Origin of the sequence: Paenarthrobacter sp. Z7-10 (assembly GCF_026932795.1) — a bacterium.
Lineage (GTDB): Bacteria > Actinomycetota > Actinomycetes > Actinomycetales > Micrococcaceae > Arthrobacter_M.
In genome coordinates this window covers 63,311-85,678 of sequence record NZ_JADPVH010000001.1, presented here as the reverse complement: position 1 = coordinate 85,678, position 22,368 = coordinate 63,311, and the positions used below count along the sequence as shown (strand labels likewise).

The 22,368-nt window shown below is 63.4% G+C and carries 25 protein-coding genes; 18 read left to right on the top strand and 7 right to left on the bottom strand.

Going from position 1 to position 22,368, the window contains the following annotated elements:
* The 3 genes from IV498_RS00435 to IV498_RS00425 all read left to right on the top strand — a co-directional run bounded on the left by IV498_RS00435 (position 1) and on the right by IV498_RS00425 (position 3,226).
* Positions 1-1,305, top strand: coding sequence for an ABC transporter substrate-binding protein (locus tag IV498_RS00435; RefSeq protein ID WP_269044588.1), 1,305 nt, complete (start codon positions 1-3; stop codon positions 1,303-1,305).
* Between the two features lie 212 nt (positions 1,306-1,517).
* The gene (locus IV498_RS00430; RefSeq protein ID WP_269044587.1) at positions 1,518-2,348 is read left to right on the top strand and encodes a carbohydrate ABC transporter permease; all 831 of its coding nucleotides are present in this window, start codon (positions 1,518-1,520) and stop codon (positions 2,346-2,348) included.
* Entirely contained in the window at positions 2,345-3,226 is an 882-nt protein-coding gene (locus IV498_RS00425; RefSeq protein ID WP_269044586.1) for a carbohydrate ABC transporter permease, read from the top strand. The genes IV498_RS00430 and IV498_RS00425 overlap by 4 nt, the downstream gene beginning before the upstream one ends.
* Positions 3,227-3,269: 43 nt before the next feature.
* Here IV498_RS00425 and IV498_RS00420 read toward each other — a convergent pair whose 3' ends face one another.
* Positions 3,270-3,707, bottom strand: a complete 438-nt coding sequence (locus IV498_RS00420) for a sortase domain-containing protein (RefSeq protein ID WP_269044585.1) — start codon at positions 3,705-3,707, stop codon at positions 3,270-3,272.
* Between IV498_RS00420 and IV498_RS00415 the strand changes: the two genes are divergently transcribed.
* Positions 3,694-3,825: a hypothetical protein gene (locus tag IV498_RS00415; RefSeq protein WP_269044584.1), complete on the top strand. Its 132-nt coding sequence runs from the start codon at positions 3,694-3,696 to the stop codon at positions 3,823-3,825. The two genes, IV498_RS00420 and IV498_RS00415, sit on opposite strands and share 14 nt — an antisense overlap.
* Positions 3,826-3,996: 171 nt before the next feature.
* Here IV498_RS00415 and IV498_RS00410 read toward each other — a convergent pair whose 3' ends face one another.
* A complete protein-coding gene (locus tag IV498_RS00410; RefSeq protein WP_269044583.1) occupies positions 3,997-4,428 on the bottom strand; it encodes an excalibur calcium-binding domain-containing protein in 432 nt (143 codons plus the stop codon).
* Between the two features lie 223 nt (positions 4,429-4,651).
* Here IV498_RS00410 and IV498_RS00405 point away from each other — a divergent pair, with 223 nt between their 5' ends.
* From IV498_RS00405 to IV498_RS00395, 3 genes are all read left to right on the top strand, one after another.
* Positions 4,652-5,980: an MATE family efflux transporter gene (locus tag IV498_RS00405; protein WP_269044582.1), complete on the top strand. Its 1,329-nt coding sequence runs from the start codon at positions 4,652-4,654 to the stop codon at positions 5,978-5,980.
* A 94-nt stretch (positions 5,981-6,074) separates the two neighbouring features.
* Positions 6,075-6,740: a hypothetical protein gene (locus IV498_RS00400; protein WP_269044581.1), complete on the top strand. Its 666-nt coding sequence runs from the start codon at positions 6,075-6,077 to the stop codon at positions 6,738-6,740.
* A gap of 179 nt (positions 6,741-6,919) precedes the next feature.
* Complete coding sequence (locus IV498_RS00395; protein WP_269044580.1) at positions 6,920-7,261, top strand: hypothetical protein; 342 nt, start codon at positions 6,920-6,922, stop codon at positions 7,259-7,261.
* A 22-nt stretch (positions 7,262-7,283) separates the two neighbouring features.
* Here the strand turns inward: IV498_RS00395 and IV498_RS00390 are convergent, their stop codons facing one another.
* Positions 7,284-8,279 carry an N-acetylglucosamine kinase gene (locus tag IV498_RS00390; RefSeq protein WP_269044579.1) on the bottom strand — a complete coding sequence of 332 codons (996 nt, stop codon included), beginning with the start codon at positions 8,277-8,279 and terminating at the stop codon, positions 7,284-7,286.
* A gap of 90 nt (positions 8,280-8,369) precedes the next feature.
* Here IV498_RS00390 and IV498_RS00385 point away from each other — a divergent pair, with 90 nt between their 5' ends.
* The 5 genes from IV498_RS00385 (at position 8,370) to IV498_RS00365 (ending at position 13,490) form a co-directional block, all read left to right on the top strand.
* Positions 8,370-9,350: a MurR/RpiR family transcriptional regulator gene (locus IV498_RS00385; protein ID WP_269044578.1), complete on the top strand. Its 981-nt coding sequence runs from the start codon at positions 8,370-8,372 to the stop codon at positions 9,348-9,350.
* Positions 9,343-10,098: an SIS domain-containing protein gene (locus IV498_RS00380; RefSeq protein ID WP_269044577.1), complete on the top strand. Its 756-nt coding sequence runs from the start codon at positions 9,343-9,345 to the stop codon at positions 10,096-10,098. The genes IV498_RS00385 and IV498_RS00380 overlap by 8 nt, the downstream gene beginning before the upstream one ends.
* Positions 10,099-10,192: 94 nt before the next feature.
* Positions 10,193-11,605, top strand: a complete 1,413-nt coding sequence (gene ngcE, locus IV498_RS00375; protein ID WP_269044576.1) for an N-acetylglucosamine/diacetylchitobiose ABC transporter substrate-binding protein — start codon at positions 10,193-10,195, stop codon at positions 11,603-11,605.
* The gene (locus IV498_RS00370; RefSeq protein WP_269044575.1) at positions 11,602-12,597 is read left to right on the top strand and encodes a carbohydrate ABC transporter permease; all 996 of its coding nucleotides are present in this window, start codon (positions 11,602-11,604) and stop codon (positions 12,595-12,597) included. Before ngcE ends, IV498_RS00370 begins: the two co-directional genes overlap by 4 nt.
* Positions 12,597-13,490 (top strand): carbohydrate ABC transporter permease, encoded by an 894-nt coding sequence (locus IV498_RS00365; protein WP_269044574.1) that lies wholly within the window; start codon positions 12,597-12,599, stop codon positions 13,488-13,490. The genes IV498_RS00370 and IV498_RS00365 overlap by 1 nt, the downstream gene beginning before the upstream one ends.
* Before the next feature lie 114 nt (positions 13,491-13,604).
* Here IV498_RS00365 and IV498_RS00360 read toward each other — a convergent pair whose 3' ends face one another.
* A complete protein-coding gene (locus IV498_RS00360) occupies positions 13,605-14,150 on the bottom strand; it encodes a CGNR zinc finger domain-containing protein (RefSeq protein ID WP_269044573.1) in 546 nt (181 codons plus the stop codon).
* Positions 14,151-14,254: 104 nt separating this feature from the next.
* Between IV498_RS00360 and IV498_RS00355 the strand changes: the two genes are divergently transcribed.
* The 4 genes from IV498_RS00355 to IV498_RS00340 all read left to right on the top strand — a co-directional run bounded on the left by IV498_RS00355 (position 14,255) and on the right by IV498_RS00340 (position 17,156).
* Positions 14,255-15,277: an EamA family transporter gene (locus tag IV498_RS00355; protein ID WP_269044572.1), complete on the top strand. Its 1,023-nt coding sequence runs from the start codon at positions 14,255-14,257 to the stop codon at positions 15,275-15,277.
* A gap of 96 nt (positions 15,278-15,373) precedes the next feature.
* Positions 15,374-15,646 carry a DUF2277 domain-containing protein gene (locus tag IV498_RS00350; RefSeq protein WP_269044571.1) on the top strand — a complete coding sequence of 91 codons (273 nt, stop codon included), beginning with the start codon at positions 15,374-15,376 and terminating at the stop codon, positions 15,644-15,646.
* A 72-nt stretch (positions 15,647-15,718) separates the two neighbouring features.
* Positions 15,719-16,816 carry a WD40/YVTN/BNR-like repeat-containing protein gene (locus IV498_RS00345; protein ID WP_269044570.1) on the top strand — a complete coding sequence of 366 codons (1,098 nt, stop codon included), beginning with the start codon at positions 15,719-15,721 and terminating at the stop codon, positions 16,814-16,816.
* Positions 16,817-16,865: 49 nt separating this feature from the next.
* Positions 16,866-17,156 (top strand): MoaD/ThiS family protein, encoded by a 291-nt coding sequence (locus tag IV498_RS00340; RefSeq protein ID WP_269044569.1) that lies wholly within the window; start codon positions 16,866-16,868, stop codon positions 17,154-17,156.
* 118 nt (positions 17,157-17,274) lie between these two features.
* On the opposite strand, the gene purB is transcribed toward IV498_RS00340, so the two are convergent.
* Entirely contained in the window at positions 17,275-18,711 is a 1,437-nt protein-coding gene (gene purB, locus IV498_RS00335; protein WP_269044568.1) for an adenylosuccinate lyase, read from the bottom strand.
* Between the two features lie 192 nt (positions 18,712-18,903).
* On the opposite strand from purB, the gene IV498_RS00330 reads away from it, so the two are divergent.
* Together IV498_RS00330 and IV498_RS00325 are read left to right on the top strand one after the other, a co-directional pair.
* Complete coding sequence (locus IV498_RS00330; protein WP_269044567.1) at positions 18,904-19,200, top strand: hypothetical protein; 297 nt, start codon at positions 18,904-18,906, stop codon at positions 19,198-19,200.
* Complete coding sequence (locus IV498_RS00325) at positions 19,197-20,804, top strand: hypothetical protein (protein ID WP_269044566.1); 1,608 nt, start codon at positions 19,197-19,199, stop codon at positions 20,802-20,804. Before IV498_RS00330 ends, IV498_RS00325 begins: the two co-directional genes overlap by 4 nt.
* Positions 20,805-20,855: 51 nt before the next feature.
* Here IV498_RS00325 and IV498_RS00320 read toward each other — a convergent pair whose 3' ends face one another.
* Together IV498_RS00320 and IV498_RS00315 are read right to left on the bottom strand one after the other, a co-directional pair.
* Positions 20,856-21,269, bottom strand: coding sequence for a phage holin family protein (locus IV498_RS00320; protein ID WP_269044565.1), 414 nt, complete (start codon positions 21,267-21,269; stop codon positions 20,856-20,858).
* Between the two features lie 194 nt (positions 21,270-21,463).
* Positions 21,464-22,225, bottom strand: coding sequence for an alpha/beta fold hydrolase (locus IV498_RS00315; protein WP_269044564.1), 762 nt, complete (start codon positions 22,223-22,225; stop codon positions 21,464-21,466).
* Positions 22,226-22,368: the final 143 nt, after the last annotated feature.

The following is a 22,368-nucleotide window of genomic DNA, read 5'->3' as shown; positions in this document are numbered from 1 at the left end:
TTGAAACGAGCGCCTCTTTTCCGAGTCGTCGGCATGTCCGCGGCGGCAGTTGTCCTCGCTGCCGGGTCCTTGACGGCCTGCAGCTCAAATGGAAGTTCGGCCGACGGTAACGGCCCCAGCACCCTGCGCGTGACCCTGGCCAACCATGTGTGGACGGATTCCATCAAGGCTGCCATTCCCGAGTTCGAAAAGGCCAACAACGTCAAGGTGGAGCTCACCCAGCTTGGCGAGGACCAGCTTTCGGACCAGTACAACGTCAAGCTGAACGCCGGAACCGACGAAATTGACGTCATGATGTACCGGCCGCTGCAGGAGGGCAAGACCTTTGCCAAGAACGGCTACCTTGCAGACCTGACCGACAAGGTCAAGAGCAATGCCGACTGGGATTGGAGCGACTTCCAGGCCGGACCGATTTCCTCCACCACCTATGAGGACAAGGTGGTCGGTGTTCCCACCATCACCGAACGCGAGGTGCTTTACTACCGCAAGGACCTGCTGAAGAAAGCCGGCCTCGAGGTCCCGAAGACCATGGAGGAACTCCAGGCGGACGCAAAGAAGATCAAGGATGCCAACCCCGGCGTTGCCGGATTCGTGGCCCGCACCGGAAAGTCCGCGGCAGTCACCCAGTTCTCCAGCTTCCTGTACAGCTACGGCGGTGACTTCATCGACGATGCCGGCAAGTCCGCCGTCGGCAGTGACGCCGCTAAGAAGGCGTACGCGGTCTATGGCGGTCTGATCAAGGATCAAGGCCCGAAGAACGTCAGCACCGATATGAGCTGGCCGGAGGCGATGGCCATCTTCACGCAGGGCAACGCCGCGTTCTACACGGAGGCCGACAGCCTCTACAAGAACGCGACCGATCCGGCGAAGTCGAAGGTCTCTGACACGGTTGGCTTTGCGCCGCTGCCGGCCGGGCCGGCCGGCTCCAAGCCGTACAACGTCCCGTCATGGGCCTTGGGCATCAATTCCCAGTCCAAGAACCAGGACAACGCCTGGAAGTTTGTTCAGTGGGCCACCAGTAAGGCCATGACCCTGAAGATCCAGAAGGCCGGCGTCCCCGGACCGCGAAACTCCGTATGGGCGGATCCTCAGGGCGTCTCGACGTACCCGAAGGACCTGGCCGCGGCCATCGCCGTCAGCGCCAAGAACGGCGTCGGCCATGACCGTCCGCTGGTCAACACCGTGGCCACCGCCCGCGAAATTGTGGGTGAGCCGATCGTCACCGCCATCACAGGTGGAGACGCAGCTGCCGCCGCGGATGCGGCGAACACCAAGTTCGACAAGTTCCTGGCCGGCGACAACTAGCCCTGGAGCATCCCTCAGCAATGGCCGGACCGCCCTCTCCATCCGCGGCCGGCCATTGCTGCGGCAACCTGTGAACCGGTTGCCGGCATTTCCAACCCACAACGATGACGAGGTGACTAATGGCCGTCCTGACCCCAACGCGGAAATCCGCATGGCAGGCCTATTCGGATTGGGCTAACGCTCATAGAAAATGGCTGTTTGCGGCCCCCGCCATGATTTTTGTCGGCGTCCTGATTGCCTTTCCGCTGGCGTGGACGCTGTATCTGAGCCTGACGGACGCCCACGGCTCGGTGCGGGCGGCCTCGCATTTCGTTGGCTTCCGCAATTACCTGCAGGCCTTGGGCGATATGGACCGGTTCTGGCCAGCCACGGCACGAACCTTTGCCTTCACGCTCTCGGCGCTGGCGGTGGAGATGGTCCTGGGGATGTGCATCGCACTGCTGCTGTGGCGCCCGTTCCGGGGCGAAAAATGGGTGCGGGTGGCAATCCTGCTGCCCCTGGTGGCCACCCCGGTGGCCGTGGGAATGATGTGGCGGCTGATCTTTGATCCGAACATCGGGTTCGCAAACCAGCTGCTCAATTTCTTCCACCTGCCGTCCCAGCCCTGGCTTTCCTCCACCGAAACCGCCCTGCCCACGCTGGTTTTCGTCGATATCTGGCAGTGGACCCCAATGGTGGTCCTGATCCTGCTGGCCGGCCTGACGTCCCTGTCCGAAGAGCCGGACGAGGCCGCGCGGATTGACGGCGCGAATGCCTGGCAGCGCTTCATCTACGTGACGTTGCCGCTGCTGATGCCCACGGTGATCGTGGCCGTGCTGCTGCGCAGCATCGACGCATTGAAAACGTTCGACATCCTGTACGCCACCAAGGGAAAGGGCGGCGGCTCCTTCAACGAAGTCGAAACCCTCAATGTATACGCCTACGGCCTCAGCTTTGACTACAACAAGTACGGGCTGGCCTCGGCCGTGCTGATCCTGTTCTTCCTGATTATCGTCGCGTGTATGTTCCTCCTCACCCGCCGTCGGAAAGGCAGCAACTCATGAGCGCAACAATCGCCGACCGCCCGCTCACAGCCGCTGCGCCCGGACCCAAGCGCCGACGCAAGCCCTTGCGCTCGCGGGCCTATAAGGTCTTCCGTGCCGTTGCACTGATCCTGATTGTCTTGGTCTTCATTGCCCCCTTGCTGTGGATGCTGCTGGCCTCGTTCAAGACAAATGTGGACATCTACGACGCCAGCAAGGCTGTTTTCTTCACCCCAACGTGGGACAACTACGACAATGTGCTGGGGCGCAACAACTACCTGATCTTTGTCTTTAACAGCTTCTGGGTGGCCTTCTGCTCCACCGCGCTGTCCCTGGTCCTCGGTGTGCCTGCGGCCTACGCCATGAGCCGGTTCACCATGCATCGTTCCGCGCTGGTGGTCCTGATGGCCCGCATCATTCCCGGCGTAAGCCTGTTGGTCCCCTGGTACTACGTTTTTTCGAATATGCATTTGGTGGGCGGCTACTCGGTCCTCATCCTGTCCCACATGTTCGTGGCGCTGCCGCTGATCGTGTACATCATGATGTCCTTCTTCGATTCGATGCCGCTGGAACTGGAAGAATCCGCGCAGGTGGACGGGCTGACCCCCATCGGTGCCTTCAACCGGATCACCTTGCCGCTGTCCGTTGGCGGGATTGCGACGGCGGGGATTCTGTCGTTCATCTTTTCCTGGAACAATTTTATGTTCGCGCTGGTCCTCTCCGGAGCGCACACCAAGACGCTCCCGGTAGCCATCTTCAACTTCGTCTCCTACGCGAGCATCGACTGGGGAGGACTGATGGCGGCAGCCGTGGTGGTCACGATCCCGATCATGGTGATTGCCCTGTTCACGCAGAAATACATCGTTACCGGGCTCACCGCCGGGGCCACCAAGGGCTAATCAGGTATCGGTCCCCGGACCGCATCGACCGGGGACCGATACCTCAGAGGGCGAGTTTCGCGTACACCACATAGTTGTCATCGAACTCACCAGTGTTGGCATTAAATCCGTCACACGTGATAAGGCGCAGTTCGGATCCGTCAGTGTTCCCGTACACAGCCTTCGTGGGGAACGCGTTCTTGGGGTACGGTTCGCCATGGTCGACGACAAACGACGCACTTGTTCCATTTTCGCGGGTGATTTTTACGACGTCACCGGCCTTGAGACTTCGAAGGTGCGCAAAGACTCCAGGTCCGCCGTCGGTCGCATTGACGTGCCCGACGAGCACTGCTGGTCCGCGTTCTCCCGGCGTGGGCGAGTGGCTGTACCAACCAGCCGGTGCGCCGGGCCATGTGGGCGGGACTTCGAGGGAACCATCGGTTCGCAATCCGAGCTTAAGTAGTTCGGACTTCAGGCCTATGGAAGGTATGGCAAACGACACCGGACGGGAGGCAGCCAAGACCGGTAACCGGGCCGGAGGGGCCGTTGCGGTCGCTGAACCATCGGATGCGGGCTTCGGCGGTGGCGGTAATTTTGTCGCCGGGGTCGCCGGCGCATAATTGGCCAGGGCCGGCGGCACAGTTACCGCGGCTTGTCCGGGTGCGTTAGCGGCGCAGCCAGTGAGCAACAGTAGGGTGACCGCCGCAGTTGCCAAATAGCGTCTGCGGCGGTCGCTCGTTGAACTAATCATGAGCAAAGATTTGTCCGATCAGTTCGAGATATCGGTATGACTACGCCTGACGCGCATGGCGTCGCCGAACCACGTAGGTTCCCCCGGCTGCCATGACCAGAACGAGGCCACCTCCGATGGCAAGAACTCCGGTGTCATTGTTGCTTTTCATCGCTACGCCGGTGTCAGCACCGCCGACGGGCATCTGACCCACTTGCGCTTCTTCCACCGGGGACGCCTGCACGGGGGCGGCAACTGGAGCCGTGGCCTCAGGCGTGTACGGCACGCCAGACTTTTCACATCCGATGCCATCGTTATCGCTGTCAAGGTGAGGGCCATAACCCGGTGCCCCGGCTGGGATGTTGTAGACGCCCACTGCTGCAGCGGCGCTGCAGTTGGGGTAGGCGCCGGTAACGGCCATAGCGGGAGCTGCGGACAGGGCGGTAAACCCTATCACTGCCGCGAGGGTAATTCCGGCTGTTCTCTTATTCATTTGTTTCCCCTGTGATTCGAGTGATGACTTGCAATTGGAGTCTAAAGGAAATCCGAACCGTATCTTCGTGTTACTGCTGTTTTCTGATTTATAACAAGAGAGAAATATTCGATTTTCACCAGAAGGCAGCGGTGTAGCGGCCGTCATTATAAGACAGTTCTTCGTCACGTCCATAGCGGGAAAAACAAAAACGCACAAGACATATTCGCCCTAGGCTGTTCTGGTGCCCACCCTGACCATCCGCCGGCAAATTCTGCGGCTGGCCGTGCCCGCCTTCGGTGCCTTGATTGCCGAGCCATTGTTCCTGCTGGCCGACTCGGCCATCGTGGGCCACCTCGGTGTGGACCAACTGGCAGGTGTGGGGCTGGCGTCCACCGTACTGCAGACCGCCGTCGGCCTGCTGGTTTTCCTGGCCTACTCCACGACGCCGGCCGTGGCCCGGCTGCTGGGCGCCGGGCGGCTGCCGGAGGCGCTCGCAGTGGGGCGGGACGGCTTGTGGCTTGCCGCTCTGCTGGGTATCGCCCTTGCCTTGGCGGGGACGTTCTGGGCAGCGCCGGTCCTTGCGGTCTTGGGGGCGCAGCGGGAGGTCCTGCAATTCGCCGTCGAATATCTGCGGTTTTCGATGCCCGGTTTGCCCGCGATGCTGCTGATCCTGGCCGCAACGGGTGTGCTGCGCGGGCTGCAGGACACCCGGACGCCCTTGTTGGTGGCAGGGATAGGCTTCGCGGTCAATATCGTGCTCAATGCCGTGCTGGTGTACGGACTGCAGCTTTCGGTGGCCGGCTCGGGACTTGGCACCAGCCTGGCGCAATGGGGGATGGCGGCCGTATATCTGGTCATAGTGCTGCGCCGGCTGCGTCGGCACGGCGTAAAAATCCGGCCTGACTGGAGGGGCATCCGCGCCGTTTCCAAGGTCGGCAGCTGGCTGATGCTGCGCACGCTGAGCCTGCGGGCGGCCATTTTCGCCACCGTACTGGTCGCCACGGCACAGGGGCCGGTCAACCTTGCTGCGCATCAGGTGGCGATGACTATTTTCACTTTCCTGGCGTTTGCCCTGGACGCGCTGGCCATTGCTGCCCAGGCGCTGGTGGGCAAGGAGCTCGGGGCCAGTAACCTGTCCAGCGTGCGGATGCTGACCCGGACCATGGTGTTGTGGGGTCTCGGCTTCGGCGTGCTTACCTCGGCGCTGGTCCTGGCGGTGGCCCAGAGCATCGGTTGGATCTTCACCCCAGATCACGCCGTGCATGCCGCCCTCGCAGCCGCGCTGCTGATCGTCGCGTTGGGACAACCGGTGGCGGCCTGTGTCTTTGTGCTCGACGGCGTCCTGATCGGCGCCGGCGACGCGCGCTACCTGGCTTTGGCCGGCGTGGTTAATCTGCTGCTTTACCTGCCGCTGCTGGCCTGGGTCGCGGCCATGGACCTGGACGGTTTCACCGGTCTGCTCTGGCTCTGGACCGCCTTTGCCGGCGGTTACATGCTTTTCCGGTTCGTGACCCTGGGCCTGCGTGCCCGTTCCCCGCACTGGATGCTGGTCGGCGCACACCGGCGGTAGGTCCGGCGTGCGCCCCGCGGCTAGAATGGTTGGTGCGCTGTCGGGGATCGGGAGCGGAACGGCCGCCCAACGGCGGGAAGGAAGGACATACCCGGTGACTGCGCCAAAGGAATCCGCCGACGGGTCGGGAAGTGGTTCCGTCACGGCGCCGTATAAGCCGATCCTGCTGCGCGGGGTCATCGCGGCGCTGTTCGCGCTGGTCACCGTGTTCTGGCAGCAGCCAACCGACCTTGGCACCAGCTTAACCACCGGCATCTACCTGCTGGCGAGTGCGGGCACCATCCTGCAGTTGAACTCCATGGCAGCTGTGCGGCGCCTCGGTCTGCGGAGCGCCCTCGTCTTCGAGGTGGTCGTCTGCGCAGTTGCCGGCCTGCTCTCCCTTTTCCTGCGCGGCCCGCTCGCCTACGGCGTCGGCCTAGGCATCTGTTTCATCGTTCTGGGCGCCACCGGACTCACTGTGGGCTGGCGTTCGCGCCATGGATCAGCGCTGGGCCGGGACTGGTTGTGGACCGGAACCATCTTCTTTGTCACCGGCGTGCTGCTGCCGTTCTTCATTCCGCTGGGAACCAAGGCGCTGTTCGGCGTGGTTGGCGGCTCGGCCATATTTCTTGCGGTGCTGCTGCTGCTGGCGGGCCTAAGTTACCGCCACGATGCCGCCAACGCGGCCACGACAAATGCAGCCGCAGGGACGTCCGCGGCAAACGACACCACCGGGACGGCAGGGGCGGATGCAGGCCGCCAGGATCCAGGGACACGCTGAGGAGCGACGAGGCCGTAAACTGGACCATAGGGTTCTACTGAACGTAAAACATTTCTGACATATCGCCGGAACGCCGGGTTGTGCCGTACGCAGCATCCCGGCCCGGAGCCGGCGGCAGCCGCCCGGAGCCGGCGGCAGCCGCCCGGAGCGGGCGGCAGTCATCAACAGGAGGACACACAGTGGCGAATGGAACACCAGGATCGCCGGGCGAACCGCGGACCTCGGTGAAAGCGCCGCTGATCTTCTCCGCGGTCCTGGCCATCATTGCCGCGGTTGTCACGCTGGTGGTCTCCAGCGGCGGTACCTCGCACGCACCGCGCTACGATTTGGCCGCCATTGCCTTCGGCGTGGCCTTCATAGTCACCCTCGTCGTCGCGGCAATGCTGTCAATGAGCCATAAGGAAAATGCCGAGCACCTGGGTAGAGGCTCCGGGATTAACCTCAGTTCAGCGCACCGGCAGGCGAAGGATCGCGGCGGAAACGGCGCGGCGGGCGACGACGGCGGACCGGCCGGCGGTTAGCACGCCTCGGTGCGCACTGGCGTCAGCCGGCGCGCAGGGCTTGGAGGGTTCGGCTGATCCGACCAAAAATGTCCGCGTCCACTGCCGTCCCGGCGTGCCGCAGGACCAACACGGCCGCTCCCACCACACCGTCGCTAACCAGGACCGGGGCCCCGCCACTGCGCAGCACCGGAGGAAGTGACGCTTCCACCGCGGCGGCCACACGGACCCCGCGGGTAAGGATGCTGCCACCAAAAACCACAGGTCCCGGAACGGCGCCGTCGGTAACGGCGGCGAGCGTCCCGGCCAGAGCGGCAGCAGCACGGTCGAGAATCAGCCCGGCAACGTCGTCCTCCGCAGCGGCAAACGCCAGCGGAGCAAACCTGGAAAGCTCCACCGGACGGAGCGCATAGAGCTCGTGGATGAGCCGCTGCACCGTCTCCGGCCGTCCCTGATGCCGACCAACCCCCGCCGGATCCAGAGCCAGCGCCGTCAGCAGCGCTGAGGTGAGCGCCGTTTTCGGTCCACGCCCATCCAGGGCCGCCACCACGGCCCGCACGACGTGATGACCGATCCAATACCCTGATCCGTCGTCGCCGAGCAGCCATCCCGTGCCATCGGCGACGGCGCCAAGCCGACCCGCCTCGATCCGGGCAGCCACCGCCCCAGTTCCGGCGACCAAGGCATAGCCGTCCGGCTGATATGTTCCGGAAAAAAACATCGCCAAAAGATCAGCATCGATCACTACCCCACCCTTCAGACCGAGCCGTCGGAGGCGTTCGGCCAGCGGTCCCGGGGTCGAATGGACGGAGGCGCCAGCCATGGCGACCACCGCCGAGGCACAGCCTTCCGCCGGCGATCCGGCCGCTCCCATGGCCGCACGCACGGCATGCTCCAAGGAGGCCAAAGCCCCCTCAATTCCGCGGGAAACAGGGTTTCCAGCGCCCGCCTGCCCGTACCCAAGGCAGCGTCCACTGACATCCACCAGGACCGCCCGGGTGGAGGTCCCGCCGGCGTCTACGGCAAGGAATGTTGGCATTGTTATCATTCTGTGCCCGATGTGACTTGACACACATTGGCCCGTGAGAATAGTTTTCGTACAACGATCGATTTGAAGAAACGGATTTTCATGATGCCTACGTTCACGCGTTCTGCCGCAGCCGGGTCTGCGGTCGGTGTGGTGAACCGCATTCAGGCCAAGTTACCGGAAATGCCGGCGGCAATGGCGAAGATCGCCGCGTTTCTTTTGGAACAGCCACAGGCCCCGCTTGAGCTCTCGATCATGGAGTTGGCCGAGCAGACCGGAACGTCAGCGGCCACCGTAACCCGCTTCTGCCGGCTGATCGGCTACGCCGGCTACGTCCCGTTCCGGGTCGGGATCGCCGCCGACGTGGGCCGCAGTGACGCCAGGGAATCCTGGAAGGCCGATATCGGCCGCGCCTTCGGACCGGACGATTCGCCGCGCGATGTGCTCAGCACCCTCATGAACGCCCATACCCGCTCGCTGCAGGAAACGGCATCCCTGATGGACCTGGTCCTGATGAAAAAAATTGCCCGCAGAATTGCTCTGAGCACTCACGTGGACATCTACGGCATCGGCGGAAGCGCCGTGATGGCCAAGGAGATGCAGTCCCGGCTCTACCGGGTCGGCATTAACACCCACCACTGGTCCGAGGTGCATGCCGGACTGACGAGCGCCGCGATCCAGGACCAGTCGTGCGTGGCCGTGGGGATTTCCAATACTGGACGGACCGAGGAAACCATTCAGATGCTGCGGCAGGCTGGCGCCGCCGGAGCGCTGACAGTGGCGCTGAGCAATAATCCAGATTCGCCGCTGGCGGAGGCTGCGGACCTGCAGATCATCACCTCGGTTCATGAACAATTCCTGCAGCCGGATGACCTGTCGGCAAAGCACGTCCAGCTGCTGGTTCTTGACCTGCTGTACCTGCTGGTGGCGCAGGAAAACTTTGGCCAGTCCACCACGAAACTCGCCGCCTCAGCCATCGCCGTTTCGGCGCACCGGCGACCGCACCGGGCGGCGTCCAAGGCGGCGCCGATGGAGCAGCTGGCACGCCCGGCTGCGGAGCGAAGGAGGCGGAACCGTGTCTGAACTAGTTTCCACGTATCTGCGGGAGGTGGCATCGCGGTTGAATCAGCTGGCCGCGGAGGCGAACGCCGGTGCGCTGGATGCCGCGGTGGAGCTGATTGTGGGCGCCATTGAGGCCGGCGGGGTGGTACAGGCTTTTGGAACGGGACATTCGGAGGCCTTTGCGATGGAAATCGCCGGCCGGGCCGGCGGCCTGATCCCGACGAACAAGATCGCGCTCCGGGATGTCGTGCTCAGGGGCAGCCGGGAAGCCGGAACACTGAAGGGCTCGTCGCTGGAGCGTGATCCGGCCGTCGTCGAAGAGCTCTTTAAGCTCTCCCCGGTTGGGAAACACGACGTTTTCATCATTGCCTCCAATTCGGGCGTCAACGGCTCCATCGTCGGGCTGGCTCTGCTGGCGAAGTCGCGCGGGCACAAGCTCATCGCGGTCACCAGCCTGCAGCATACCGCCGGCGTTGCCACGAAACATCCCAGTGGTGTGCGTCTGAGCGAAATAGCGGATGTCGTTATTGATAACAAGGCTCCGTTCGGCGATACGACCCTTGAACTCCCGGACGGAGGAGGAGTCGGAGCCGTCTCCTCGATCACGGCGGCGTTCATTGCGCAACTGCTCACCATCGGGGCAGCCGAGCGCATCCGTGCGGCAGGAAAGACGCCCCCCATCTACATCTCCGCGAACATTCCCGGTGGCGACGAGCACAACCAGGCGCTGGAGAACCTGTACAAGGACCGGATCAGGCGGGAGGCATGATCAGCCCCGTTACCGGTGCAGTCCGTGCAGATAAGCACGGGACGAAAATGACGCAGAAAACCGCAATGGCAGCACCAATGGAAGGCAGTAAAAAATGAACATGCATCCCAAACCGATGGAACGCCGCAACTTCCTTCGCGGCGCCCTTGCAGCAGCCGTACTACTCCCGTTGGGCGGCTCGCTGGCGTCCTGCGCCGGAGGCGGCGGGACCACCACTCCCGCCGGACCCACGGGAACCGTCTCGGATACCAACCCCTTCGGGATGGCCGACAAGGCAACGGTTGACGCGGTGATTTTCAAGGGCGGCTACGGCATCGACTACGTGGATTTCGCCGGCAAGAAGTTCGAGCCCCTCCACTCCGGCTCCACCGCCAAGATTGCGCCCTCGACGGATATTTCGCAGGAACTGCAGCCGCGCTTTGTGGGTGGCAACCCGCCGGACCTGATCGACAACTCGGGCGCGAAGTCCATCGGTTTCAGCACTATCCTGGCCCAGCTGGAGGACTTGACCTCCGTCACTGAGGCCAAGAACCTTGAGGGCACCGTTATTAAGGACACCCTGTACGAGGGTGTGCTGGCACCGGGCACCTTCGACGGAAAGCTGGCGGCCCTGAACTATGTCCTCACCGTCTACGCCATGTGGTATTCGGCCAGTCTGTTCGAGGAAAACGGTTGGACCGTGCCCAAGACGTGGGACGAGGCACTGGCGCTCGGCGCCAAGGCCAAGGACAAGGGCAAGTACCTCTTCGTCTGGGGCAAGGAAGCGGCAACGTACTACCAGGAAATGGCGATCGCGTCCGCCGTCAAGGAAGGTGGCGACGACGTCCGGCTGGCACTGGAGAACCTCAAGGCGGACTGCTGGTCGCAGCCGGCCCTGCAGAGCGTTTTCGCTGCCATGGAGAAGGCGATTAAGGCCGGCTACTTTAAGCCCGGCGGCTCCGGAACTCAGTTCACCGCTGCACAGGCGCAGTGGAGCAACGCGCAGGACGCGCTGCTGTATCCATCCGGGTCCTGGATCGAGAACGAGATGAAGGATCAGACCAAGGCGGACTTCAAGATGACCGGCGCGCCGGTTCCGGCCATCAGCTCGGGCGGGAAGTTCCCGTACGAGGCACTGCACAGTGCGGCAGGCGAGCCGTTCGTCGTCCCGACTCAGGGCAAGAACGCGGCCGGTGGAAAGGAACTGCTCCGGGTCATGCTCTCCAAGGACGCGGCAACGAACTTTGCCAAGACCAAGCTGGCGCCGACCATCGTCAAGGGCACCGTTCCGGCGGACGGCTTCGGCTCGACGGCGCTGGTGTCCCAGACCAAGATGCTGGACGCCGCGGGCTCCAACATCTACACCTGGAATTTCATTGATCTGTACGGCACGAACAAGGACATGCTGGTCGTCTGGAACACCTTCCTGGACGGTAAGTCCGACGTCGCGGCCCTGACGTCCGGTCTGCAGAAGATCACGGACAAAGTCCGCAACGACAGCTCGGTAAAGAAGATTGAAGTGAAATGATTCCTCTCGACACCAAGGTGCAACCGGGCAGCGGCAGATCTGTCGCCGCCCGGCGGCGCCGGAAAAAGCTGACATTCGACAAGGTCAGTTTCATGGTTGTATTCCTCGGCGTGCCTCTGGTGATCTACCTGATTTTCGTGATTTCGCCCTTCGCGCAGGCCTTCTACTACTCCATGACTGACTGGTCCGGCTTTACCCCGACCATGAACTTCATTGGGCTGTCCAACTATCAGAAGCTTTTTGCCGACGAAACGTTCATGAAGGCCGTGGGCAACAACATCCTGCTGGTGATCGTGCTGCCTATCGTGACAATTATTCTCTCGCTGATCCTCGCGACCCTGGTGACCGTGGGCGGAAGCAGCAGGGGGCAGATCAAGGGCCTGCGCAACTCGAGCTTCTACCGCGTGGTCTCCTTCTTTCCCTACACCATTCCGGCGATCGCCATCGGCATCATGTGGGGCCAGATCTACGATCCCTCCAGCGGTCTGCTCAACGGAATGCTGACTTCCGTCGGCCTGAACCAGTTCAAATCTTTCCCCTGGCTCGGTGACGAACGCACTGCCATGATCGCCACCATCTTCGTCATCGTATGGAGTTTCGTTGGTTTTTACATGGTGCTCTTCGTGGCCGGCATCAAAGGCATACCCGCCGAACTGTTCGAAGCCGCACGCATCGATGGTGCCGGCAGGATCCGCACCGCGGTCTCCATCACGGTTCCGCTGATCCGGGACAACATCCAGACCGCCTACATCTATATGGGCATCCTGGCACTGGATGCCTTCGTCTACATGGCTGCGCTCAATTCCGGCGGTGGACCGAACAATTCCACCCTGGTGATGTCCCAGCAACTGTTTTTCACGGCCTTCAACAAGGGTCAGTTTGGTTTGGCCAGTGCCATGGGCGTCGTCCTGGCCGTGATGACGTTGCTGTTCTCCGGCATTGTGTTCCTGGTCAACCGGCTAACCGGCGGCAATAAGGATGTGTCCGAATAATGGCTACCAATATTGAAGCCGCACCGCGCAGGTCGCTCCATTTTGAGCCCAGGAAGGTGGCCGAATCCCCCGGCGACAGGGTGTTCGGCGCCATCTCCCATACGGCGCTGGCCATTTGGTCCCTGATTGTCATTCTCCCTCTGCTGTGGACTTTCATGTCCTCCTTTAAGTCATCCGAGGAAATCTTCTCCTCACCGTTTGCGCTGCCCAAGGTCTGGCACTTCGACAATTACATTCGGGCCTGGACCAGTGCCGGGATCGGGAGTTACTTCCTCAACTCCGTTATTGTGGTTGGTTTCGCCCTGCTGATCGTGATGACGCTCGGGGCCATGTGCGCTTACGTGCTTGCCCGGTACACCTTTCCGGGCAGCAAGGCGATCTACTATCTGCTGCTGGCCGGACTGACGTTCCCGATCTTCCTGGCCATGGTCCCGCTGTTCTTCATCCTCCGGAACATCGGGCTGCTGAACACGCTGCCGGGCCTGATCGTGACGTATGTCGGATTTGCCTTGCCCTTCACCGTCTTCTTCCTGTTCTCCTTCTTCAAGACGCTGCCGCATGAAATTACCGAGGCTGCGTCGATCGATGGTGCCGGTGAGTGGCGGACTTTCTTTCAGGTGATGCTGCCCATGGCCAAGCCGGGCCTGGCCTCCGTGGCGATCTTTAATTTCCTCGGATTGTGGAATCAGTTCCTCATTCCGGTCTCCATCAACGCGGCCGGCCCGCGTGTCCTGTCCCAAGGGCTGGCGGCTTTCGCCGGGCAGATGGGCTACGCCGTCGACTTTGGTGCTCTCTTCGCCGCAGTCACCGTGACAGTGGTCCCAGTGCTGATCGTCTACGTGATTTTCCAACGTCAGCTGCAGGGTTCGGTTTCCGCCGGGACAATGAAATAGCCAGCCACACGGCATCCCGCCACGTGCCAGTGAGCGGGGACGTGTCCTGATGCCTGACGGCCTTATTATGCGGCGGCAGGACGGGTCGCAGCACTGCCGCAGTCCCAGCGGGGGCTAGCTTGCTGCTGATTTGCGGCGCCGGTAGGCCGCGACGTGCGTCCTGTTCGCGCAGTTCCCGGTATCGCAAAAGCGCCGGGACCGGTTTTTGGACAAGTCCACCAGAACAGCCTCGCAGTCCGCAGCCGCACAGATGCGCAGCCGGCTCAGTTCCTTCGCCCGGATGACATCAGCCAGCGCCATCGCCGCTTCGGTGCCCATCCGCAGGGCCAGCGGCGCCTCCGGCGGGGTTGCGTGCAGGTGCCAGTCCCACTGATCATGCTTGACCAGTTGTGGCAGGGCACGGGCGTTGCTGAGGATAAGGTTGGATAATCGGGCGGCCTCGTCCTCGGTCGCCGTCCAGATCTCCCGCAGTTGGGCACGGAGCTGGCGCACCGAACGAAGTTCGGCCAGGCTGCCGGTGCGGCCTCCGGAAAACTGTTGTTCGTCGATGAAGACGTCCAAATCGTGCTCGGTGGCGAGCGCATCCAGGGACCCGCTGACGGTGTTGATCAAAGCAGCAGCCGAAAGCAGGGCCTGCTCGGTGTCATTGCTAAAGACCATGTTGACTCCTGACATGCCGACAAAGTATTGTCATGAGTATAACCCTTTTTACCCATGACACTCCGCGATGGGATGCGGTGTCAGCTGCGCCTTAAGGAGTGCCCATGACTCTCGCCCCTGTACGCGCCCGACGCGGCACATCGGCGCTGTGGTTTGCCTTGGTCTCGGCGGCAGCCTTCGGATTGTCTGGATCTTTCGCCAAGTCGCTGTTCGAGAGCGGCTGGTCACCTGGTGCTGCGGTGGCCGGACGCATCGGGGGCGCCGCCGTCGTCCTGCTGATACCCACTCTTATCATTTTGATTCGCCAGTGGGCCACCGTCCGGCGCTCGCTGGGCCGGGTCGCACTGTACGGAATCGTGCCGATCGCGCTATGTCAGCTTTTCTACTTCAACGCCGTACAGCACCTTTCCGTTGGTGTTGCCCTGCTGCTGGAGTATCTTTCTCCGGTGCTCCTGGTCTGCTGGGTCTGGTTCCGCAGCCATCAGCACCCGCGCCTGCTCACAGTGCTGGGCGCGATTTGCGCGATGGGGGGACTGCTGCTGGTGCTCGACCTCGCGGGATCGCACACGCTCGATGGAGCAGGGGTGCTCTGGGGCCTGGCGGCGGCGGTGTGTTCGGCGGCCTTCTTCGTTATGTCCGCGCGGGCCGATGACAATGTTCCGCCAGTCCTGATGGCGGGCGGTGGCATGGCTGCAGGCGCCGTGCTGATCTTCGGACTTGGTGCCCTGGGAGTCATGCCGCTGACCCTGTCCACCCAGAACGCCGTCTTTGCCGGCCATGAAGTCAGCTGGCTGGTGCCGATGCTGGGACTGGTGCTGGTGACCACTGTCTTTGCCTACGTCGCCGGCATCATCGCCACCCGCGGCTTGGGGTCGAAGGTGGCCTCCTTCCTGGCTCTCTTCGAAGTCCTTTTCGCCGTCGTCTGGGCCTGGCTGCTGTTGGCTGAGCTGCCTCGCCCTATCCAATTGCTGGGCGGCGCCCTGATTGTCGGCGGAGTGGTGCTGGTCCGTGTGGACGAGCTCCGCGGTCCCGGCCACCCTGAGCTCGACCATGGCAACGACGTCGAACCCCTCCCCGTCGGCGCCCAGCCAGCCCACACCCACCCACTCTTCCCATCGAGTGAGTAGTCCGTGCGCGATAAAGCGCACCAAGTGCTCAGTCGATGAGTGGGGATTCCGCGGACGACTATGGTCAGCGGTACGGGCACTGCCTAGCATGGAAATATGTGCCGAAATATTCATACCCTGTACAACTTTGAACCGAGGGCAACGACGGCGGAGGTGGACGCCGCCGCGCTGCAGTACGTGCGCAAAATTAGCGGCAGCACGAAACCATCCAAGGCCAACGAAGAGTCGTTTGAGCGCGCGGTGCGGGAAATCGCCCAGAGCACGCAGCGGCTGCTCGAATCGCTGGTGACGCAGATGCCGGCTAAAAACCGTGAGGATGAGGCAGTGAAGGCGAAGGCCCGCGCCGCCATCCGGTTCGGCACCCACTGAATGTGGACGAACCCGGTCAGGAAGTGCGCGCCAAACCATTGCGGCTGCCGCGCCGGAATGGTCGAATAGAGCATGGTAACGGCGCAAACAACGGTTTTGGCAATCGGCACCAAAAAAGGCTTGTGGCTGGCCACAAGCCAGGACCGGGAACAATGGAGTTTCAGCGGCCCGCATTTCCTCATGAACGAAATCCCCAGCATCGGCATCGACACCCGCGGCGGCCGGACCCGGATCATGGTCGGCGTCCGAAGCGAGCATTGGGGTCCCACTGTCGCGCACTCGGACGATCTGGGGGCTACCTGGACCGAGCCCGAGCAGGGCGCGATCAGATTTCCGGAAGACGCCAACAGCGCGTTGGAGCGCGTCTGGCAGATCTATCCCGACTCGGCGGATCGCCCCGGCGTTGTCTGGGCAGGCTGCGAGCCGATCTCAGTCTGGAAATCCACCGACGGCGGAGAACACTTCGAGCTCAACCGGGGACTGTGGGACCATCCCCACCGCAGCCAGTGGGGCGCGGGCTTCGGCGGAGCCGCGGCGCACACTGTGCTGCCCAGCCCAACGGATGAGCGCACGCTGCATGTGGCCATGAGCACCGGGGGCGTCTACCGCAGCACCGACAGCGGCGAAACTTGGGAAGCGCGCAACCACGGCATTTCCGCCTACTTCATGCCGGACCCGGACCCGGAATTTGGTCAGTGCGTGCACAAGGTAGCCCGCGATGCCCAGGTGCCGGACAGGTTGTACGCTCAGAACCACCACGGCGTCTACCGCTCGGACGATAATGCGGACACCTGGACTTCCATTGCAGACGGCTTGCCAGCGGACTTCGGCTTCGTGATGATGGCGCATCCGAGCCGCTCCGGGACCGCTTGGGTGATCCCCATCAAGGCAGACGGTGAGCGCATCCCGCCGGACGGCAAGCTGGCCGTGCACCGCACGGATGATGCCGGCTCCAGCTGGACGCGGCTGGACTCCGGACTTCCGCAGTCCGAGTTCAACGTGGTGCTCCGTGACGCCGCCGCCGTCGACACGGCGGAGCCGGCTGGAGTCTACTTCGGAACCCGCGGTGGATCGGTGTACGCCAGCGCAGATGAGGGTAATTCCTTTACCGAAGTCATCGCGCACCTGCCGGACGTGCTCTGCGTCCGGGCCGCCGTCGTCGTCGGCTGACCGTGGCAGGATCTGGAGACGGCCGGAGCGGCGGAATGCGGAGCGCGCAATGCCAGCCGATGTGACGGTGCTGGTGCCCAGCCTGCTCCGGCAGTTCACCGATGGGCATGAGGAGCTTCGGCTTTCGGTGGACGGCCCGGTCACGCTGGCCGAAATGCTGGACGTGCTTGGTGCGCAGTACCCCATCTTCAACCGGCGGATCCGCGACGAGACGGGGAGCCTGCGGCGGTACGTGAACGTCTACGTGGAGCGCGACGACGTCCGCCGGCTGCGCGGTACTGCCACCGAGGTGCAGCCGGGCCAGGAAGTCCTGATCATCCAATCCGTGGCGGGCGGCTAAGCACGGGACGGGCTGCCAGCGAAGGGCCCGGTTGCTGGGCGGCTGAGCACTGGACGGCTGAGCCGCGGACGGACCATGGCAGCGGACGACTGAGGCTGCGGACGGCTGAGCCGGGCGGTTAGTCTCCCAGATGGTCCACCAGTGCATCGGCGATGCCCGTGTAGCCGCCGGGGGTGAGCGCCAGCAGCCGCGCTTGGGCCGGCGCGGACAGCCCTAGACCGGAAACGAATTCCTGCATCCTGGCCCCATCAACGCGCTGCCCGCGGGTGAGGTCCTTCAGCCGTTCATAAGGATTACCCATCCCCGGCACGCCGGCGACGGCCTCGGCGCGCATGACCATCTGCACGGCCTCACCGAGGACCTCCCAGTTGGCATCGAGATCCCGCGCCAATACTGCTTCGGCGGTATCAAGGCGGCCGAGGCCAGCCAGGGCGTTATTGATAGCCAGCAGCGAGTGCCCGAAGGCTACGCCGATGTTGCGTTGGCTGGACGAATCGGTCAGGTCCCGCTGCCAGCGGCTGGTGACAAGCGTGGCTCCCAGAGTATCGAGCAGGGCGCTGGAAATCTCCAGATTGGCCTCGGCGTTTTCGAAGCGGATCGGGTTCACCTTGTGCGGCATGGTGGAGGAGCCGGTGGCGCCTTCCACCGGAACCTGGGCGAAGTAGCCGATCGAGATGTAACTCCAGACGTCCGTGCAGAAATTGTGCAGGATCCGGTTGAACCGGGCCATATCCGCGTACAGCTCCGCCTGCCAGTCATGGGACTCGATCTGGGTGGTAAGCGGATTCCAGGTCAGCCCCAGCCCCTCGACAAAGCTCCGGGCCACCGCCTGCCAGTCCACTTCAGGGGCCGCCACGTAGTGAGCGGCGTAGGTCCCGGTGGCGCCACTGATCTTGCCCAAGTATTCGGTCCGGCCGATCCGTTCCAGTTGACGGTTGAGGCGGTGCACGACGACGGCGAGCTCCTTGCCCAGCGTGGTGGGCGTGGCTGGCTGGCCATGCGTGCGCGAGAGCATCGGGACGGCCCGGTTAGCCTGAGCCATTTCCGCAATTTTGGACACCAGCTTCCGGGCGGTCGGCAGCCAGACATCCTCGACCGCACCCTTGACGCCGAGGGCGTAGGACAGGTTATTAATGTCCTCACTGGTGCAGCCGAAATGGACCAGCGCGGTCAGGTTTTCCACGCCGAGGCCGGGCAGCCGGCGTCCGATGAAGTACTCGACGGCCTTCACATCATGGACGGTGACCTTTTCGATTTCCGCGAGTTCGGCCACAGCAGCGGAGTCAAATTCCGTGACGTTGGCCCGCAGCTGGGCCTGCTGTTCCGCGTTCAGCGGGGCGGCGCCCGGCAGAACTGCGTTGTCGGTCAAGTGGATCAGCCACTCCACCTCCACGGCCACACGATCGCGGTTGAGTGCGGCCTCGGACAGATAGTCCACCAGCGGAGCGACGGCGCCTTGGTATCGCCCATCCAGGGGGCCTAATGCGATATGTGGCGCAACCGCCGCCAAGGCCAGTCGTCCGGAGGGCGTACGGGGAGCAACGGTATCAGCCATGGCTCAATTCTTTCATGAAGTGGCGGCGGTCAATGTTCGCCGTACTTGTCCGGTCCCGGGCCCCGGGGCGGCTGTTCGCCGTACTTGTCCTGCCCCGGGCGACGGAGGCCCGGGGTTATGCACATTCCGGTAGTCGAACGCTGACAGCCGCGATGCCTCCGGCCTAGCGTGGGACGAGGAGGGAGAAACAGTATGACGACGACGGCCGGTCACCCGCCGCCGCTGGCCGCGGACGTGCAGCACCTCGCCGCCGAGCTGGCCCGGGCGGCGGATTTGATGGACGGACTGCGCGCGCAGGTGCACGCGGCAGGCCAAATACAGTGGTTTTCGCGCGCGGCCACCCTGTTCAAGGATGCGTTGCTGCTGCGCGAGCGGCGGATGCGGGATACGGCTGCCCAACTGCGCGGGGCGTCCGCGGAGCTGCAGCGCTATGCGGACCAGCTGGCTTGGGATGAGGGCGCTCCCGGTGTTGGCAGGGGGCCACATTGAGCCCGGGCGTCAATATTTTCCCGCCTGCTGCCTGGCCCGGGTCCGGCGGCCGTTCCAGCGGCGCGGCTTCAGATCCCGGGTACACCGTTTACGGCGGAGTGGGGTCGATCCGGTATGTGCTGGAGCAGATGGCGCTCGCAGGTCCGGCGCTCCAGCGGGTCGCGGACGGGCTGGCGCCGCTGGTCATGACCGTCCTGGACGCGGCGACCTTCCTGGATCGTGCATGTTTGGGCGTGTATTCCTATCCATACTCCGCGCTGGAGGAACTGCGGGCTGCCGGGGCGGGCTGCCAGAACTGCCAGCAGGAGGTCCAGGAAATCGCGTCCGAGGCCAGAACGGCGTTCACCAGATACGAGGAAGCTGAGACCGGCTCCTCGGCTGCCATGGCGGCCGTCAAATCCTCGGCCGCCTACTTGGGCGGTGTGCAGCTGCGCCAGGGCGGTCCATTCCTTGCCCCGTGGGTGCTGGCAGCGCAGGCCGTGCCGGTCCTGTCAGGCATAGAAAACCGCGGTTTGCGGGATGGCACGGAGGGCGCAGTCAACGGCTTTCCGGAATATCTGGCGGGTCTGATTAGACTTCCACTGGGACTTGGCACGCTGCTGACCCGGACGGTGGGGAACGGCGGCCGCGCACCGGAGCCACTCGGAGTGATGGCGGCCGGTGGTCTGCGGTATTTTCTGGACCGTACCGAGGTGCTGCGTCCTGGGCAGCTCGAGCTGACGCAGCTTCGCCCGGCGGATTTCAGCCCCGGCCAGGGCGGGAGTGGTCCAGTTGCAAAGGACGGCTCGGTTGGCGGGGTAATGGCCACCACGCTGCACGACCTGTACGCCGGAAGCCGGGCCGCGTACCGCGTTGCTCCGGGGGCCCTGGTGATCAAGCGGGTAGACCGGGGCGATGGCACGGTGGCATGGATCGCCGATCTGCCGGGAACCGAGCAATGGTGGCCGCTGGACGCCGCTAACCCTTGGGACGTCGAGGGAGACCTGGAGGCGCTCACTGCCGGCCAGCCTAATTGGTTCGCGCAGCGGCAGATCCTCGTTCAGGAATGGCTCAGGGCGGCACTTGCGGCCGCCGGTGCAAAGACGGCGGATCCAGTGATGATCAATGCCCACAGCGGGGGCGGAATCCACGCCGCCGCGATGGCAGCCGATCCTGTGTTCCTCGCGGCCGTCAATGTGCAGATCATCAACATTGCAGGGACTCCGGGAGCAAACTACGCAGTGGCGCCTGGGATCAGGGTGCTCGCCTTGGAGAACATGGATGACATCGTTGCGGCGTTGGATCTGCGGCCGCCCCCGGATTCAGCGCAGTGGACTACGGTGACCTCCGACCGCCGCGCCGGAGCATGGATCGGCAACCCCGGCCAATTAGCGGCTGGTGCGCACGAGCTGGATGCCTACATTGCCGACGCGGCCCGGCTGGACGAGAGCATCGATCCCTCCGTGTTGGCGCACAAGGCGGCCGTGCTGGCATTTTTGGGACCGGCGGCGTTGACAGGAGCAGTGGCCTACCGGAAGTTCGTCTACCGGGGAAGGGATAAATCCATGACGCCTCAGAACCCGCCACAGAAGGCGGAAACCGGGACTCAAGCCGGCAAGCAGTGACGCATCGGAGCGGGAAAGGAACCGATGAAGCGGACCGTCCGGGGCCGGACCCTACCGTCTCCTGCCCACGCCGGTAATGGCGGACGCGATCAGGGAAATGACGCTGATCAGGATGGCGGCCAGGATGGCCGTGAAGAAGAAGCTGTCGATCGTGAAGCTGACGGGGGTATACGAGCTCAACCAGGATGTCAGCCACAGCATTGCGGCGTTAATGACAATCGTGAACAGGCCAAGGGTCAGAAATGTAACAGGGAGCGAGAGCAGCTTGACGATCGGCTTGACCAGGGCGTTCACCACGCCAAAAATGAGGCCCACGAAAACGAAGGCCAGTGCCGTGCCGGCCGCGCTGTTGCCCTTGACCAGACCGGTGGCAGCGGACGACGCGACCTGGAGCCCCGGCAGGACCCAGCTGGCAATCCACAAGGCCAGGGCATTGATCAGCACGCGGACAATGAATTTACCCATGGCGCCATAATTCCATACCAGCAGGCGTTTTGCAGACCGGTAATTGCCGCGGTTAAGCTCCCAGGGCCAGTGGGCAGGGAGGTGCCAGCTGTGTCATGAGCGACTTTTTTCGATACCAGAACTGCGCATCTGAGTCGATCCACGACCGATCCGACCCTGGCCGGTCCGCAGAGTCTCCCGCAACGCGTCCCGGTTCACTCTGCGTCGATGACGAACTGGGTGACGCGGGCGGCGAATTGGTCTGGTTCGGCCAGGTGCGCCATGTGGCCCTCGTCAGACCAGGTCTCGATGCGTGCCTGAGCTACGTGGGCCAGAAGGTGGTCGCGGTCGGCGACGTCGACCGGCCCTCCCGCAAGCCACAAGTACGGTACCGTCACACGGTCGAGAATCCTGTCGATCCCGGCTTGCAAGTCGGACGGGGTTTCACTCAGCAGGCTGGACCAGTGATCGAGGACCAGCTTCTGGTCGATGTGTTGTGTCCTAAGCGCCCGCCCCCGTTCGGGCGCGGCTAGCCTCATGACCCCGATGCTGGTCGCGAAGGGTTCGAAGGCTTTCGCGAAATCCGGTCCGCGGAGGGCTGGCGCCAACTGCTGCACGAAGCGGGCGAAGGGCAGCACACGAGCGGACTGATCAACGTTCACCGCCCCGGCGGTATCGTGGAAGGCGGCGTAAGCGGTTGCATGGATGGCGCCGGCCGAGTGGCCGACGACGACAGGCCGAACCACTGCGTTGGCGACGATCGTTGCACGGATCCGCGCGACCACGGTCTGCGGGTCGGCACCTGAACCGGGAGATCCGCCGTGCCCGGGCAGATCAACGGCGAGGCAGCGAAACCGGTCCTTGAGGCGGTCAACGATCGGGTCCCACGTCTCCTTGGAGAAGGTCATTCCGTGGATGAAAACGATGGAGGGAAAGGCTCCACCGGTGTCCAGGTAAGCGAGGGGTTCAACAGCCAAAACGGCACTCCCGATCGAAGATCGCCGAAATCACTTCGTAACAGGAAAAGCTAACAGCGTTCCGATAGGTGGTCAACGCTTTGAACGACGGCCCCGGATTCCGCGCTGACTTTTGAGTCGGCGCGCCAGGATGCTTAGCGCCG

Coding starts and splice junctions, on each gene's coding strand:
- IV498_RS00425 (WP_269044586.1), top strand. CDS start 2,345: ATGAGCGCAACAATCGCCGACCGCCCGCTCACAGCCGCTGCGCCCGGA.
- IV498_RS00355 (WP_269044572.1), top strand. CDS start 14,255: ATGACTCTCGCCCCTGTACGCGCCCGACGCGGCACATCGGCGCTGTGG.
- IV498_RS00320 (WP_269044565.1), bottom strand. CDS start 21,269: ATGGGTAAATTCATTGTCCGCGTGCTGATCAATGCCCTGGCCTTGTGG.
- IV498_RS00340 (WP_269044569.1), top strand. CDS start 16,866: ATGCCAGCCGATGTGACGGTGCTGGTGCCCAGCCTGCTCCGGCAGTTC.
- IV498_RS00415 (WP_269044584.1), top strand. CDS start 3,694: ATGGCAAACGACACCGGACGGGAGGCAGCCAAGACCGGTAACCGGGCC.
- IV498_RS00370 (WP_269044575.1), top strand. CDS start 11,602: ATGATTCCTCTCGACACCAAGGTGCAACCGGGCAGCGGCAGATCTGTC.
- IV498_RS00360 (WP_269044573.1), bottom strand. CDS start 14,150: ATGGTCTTTAGCAATGACACCGAGCAGGCCCTGCTTTCGGCTGCTGCT.
- IV498_RS00330 (WP_269044567.1), top strand. CDS start 18,904: ATGACGACGACGGCCGGTCACCCGCCGCCGCTGGCCGCGGACGTGCAG.
- IV498_RS00345 (WP_269044570.1), top strand. CDS start 15,719: ATGGTAACGGCGCAAACAACGGTTTTGGCAATCGGCACCAAAAAAGGC.
- IV498_RS00390 (WP_269044579.1), bottom strand. CDS start 8,279: ATGCCAACATTCCTTGCCGTAGACGCCGGCGGGACCTCCACCCGGGCG.
- purB (WP_269044568.1), bottom strand. CDS start 18,711: ATGGCTGATACCGTTGCTCCCCGTACGCCCTCCGGACGACTGGCCTTG.
- IV498_RS00385 (WP_269044578.1), top strand. CDS start 8,370: ATGATGCCTACGTTCACGCGTTCTGCCGCAGCCGGGTCTGCGGTCGGT.
- IV498_RS00430 (WP_269044587.1), top strand. CDS start 1,518: ATGATTTTTGTCGGCGTCCTGATTGCCTTTCCGCTGGCGTGGACGCTG.
- IV498_RS00350 (WP_269044571.1), top strand. CDS start 15,374: ATGTGCCGAAATATTCATACCCTGTACAACTTTGAACCGAGGGCAACG.
- ngcE (WP_269044576.1), top strand. CDS start 10,193: ATGAACATGCATCCCAAACCGATGGAACGCCGCAACTTCCTTCGCGGC.
- IV498_RS00365 (WP_269044574.1), top strand. CDS start 12,597: ATGGCTACCAATATTGAAGCCGCACCGCGCAGGTCGCTCCATTTTGAG.
- IV498_RS00410 (WP_269044583.1), bottom strand. CDS start 4,428: ATGAATAAGAGAACAGCCGGAATTACCCTCGCGGCAGTGATAGGGTTT.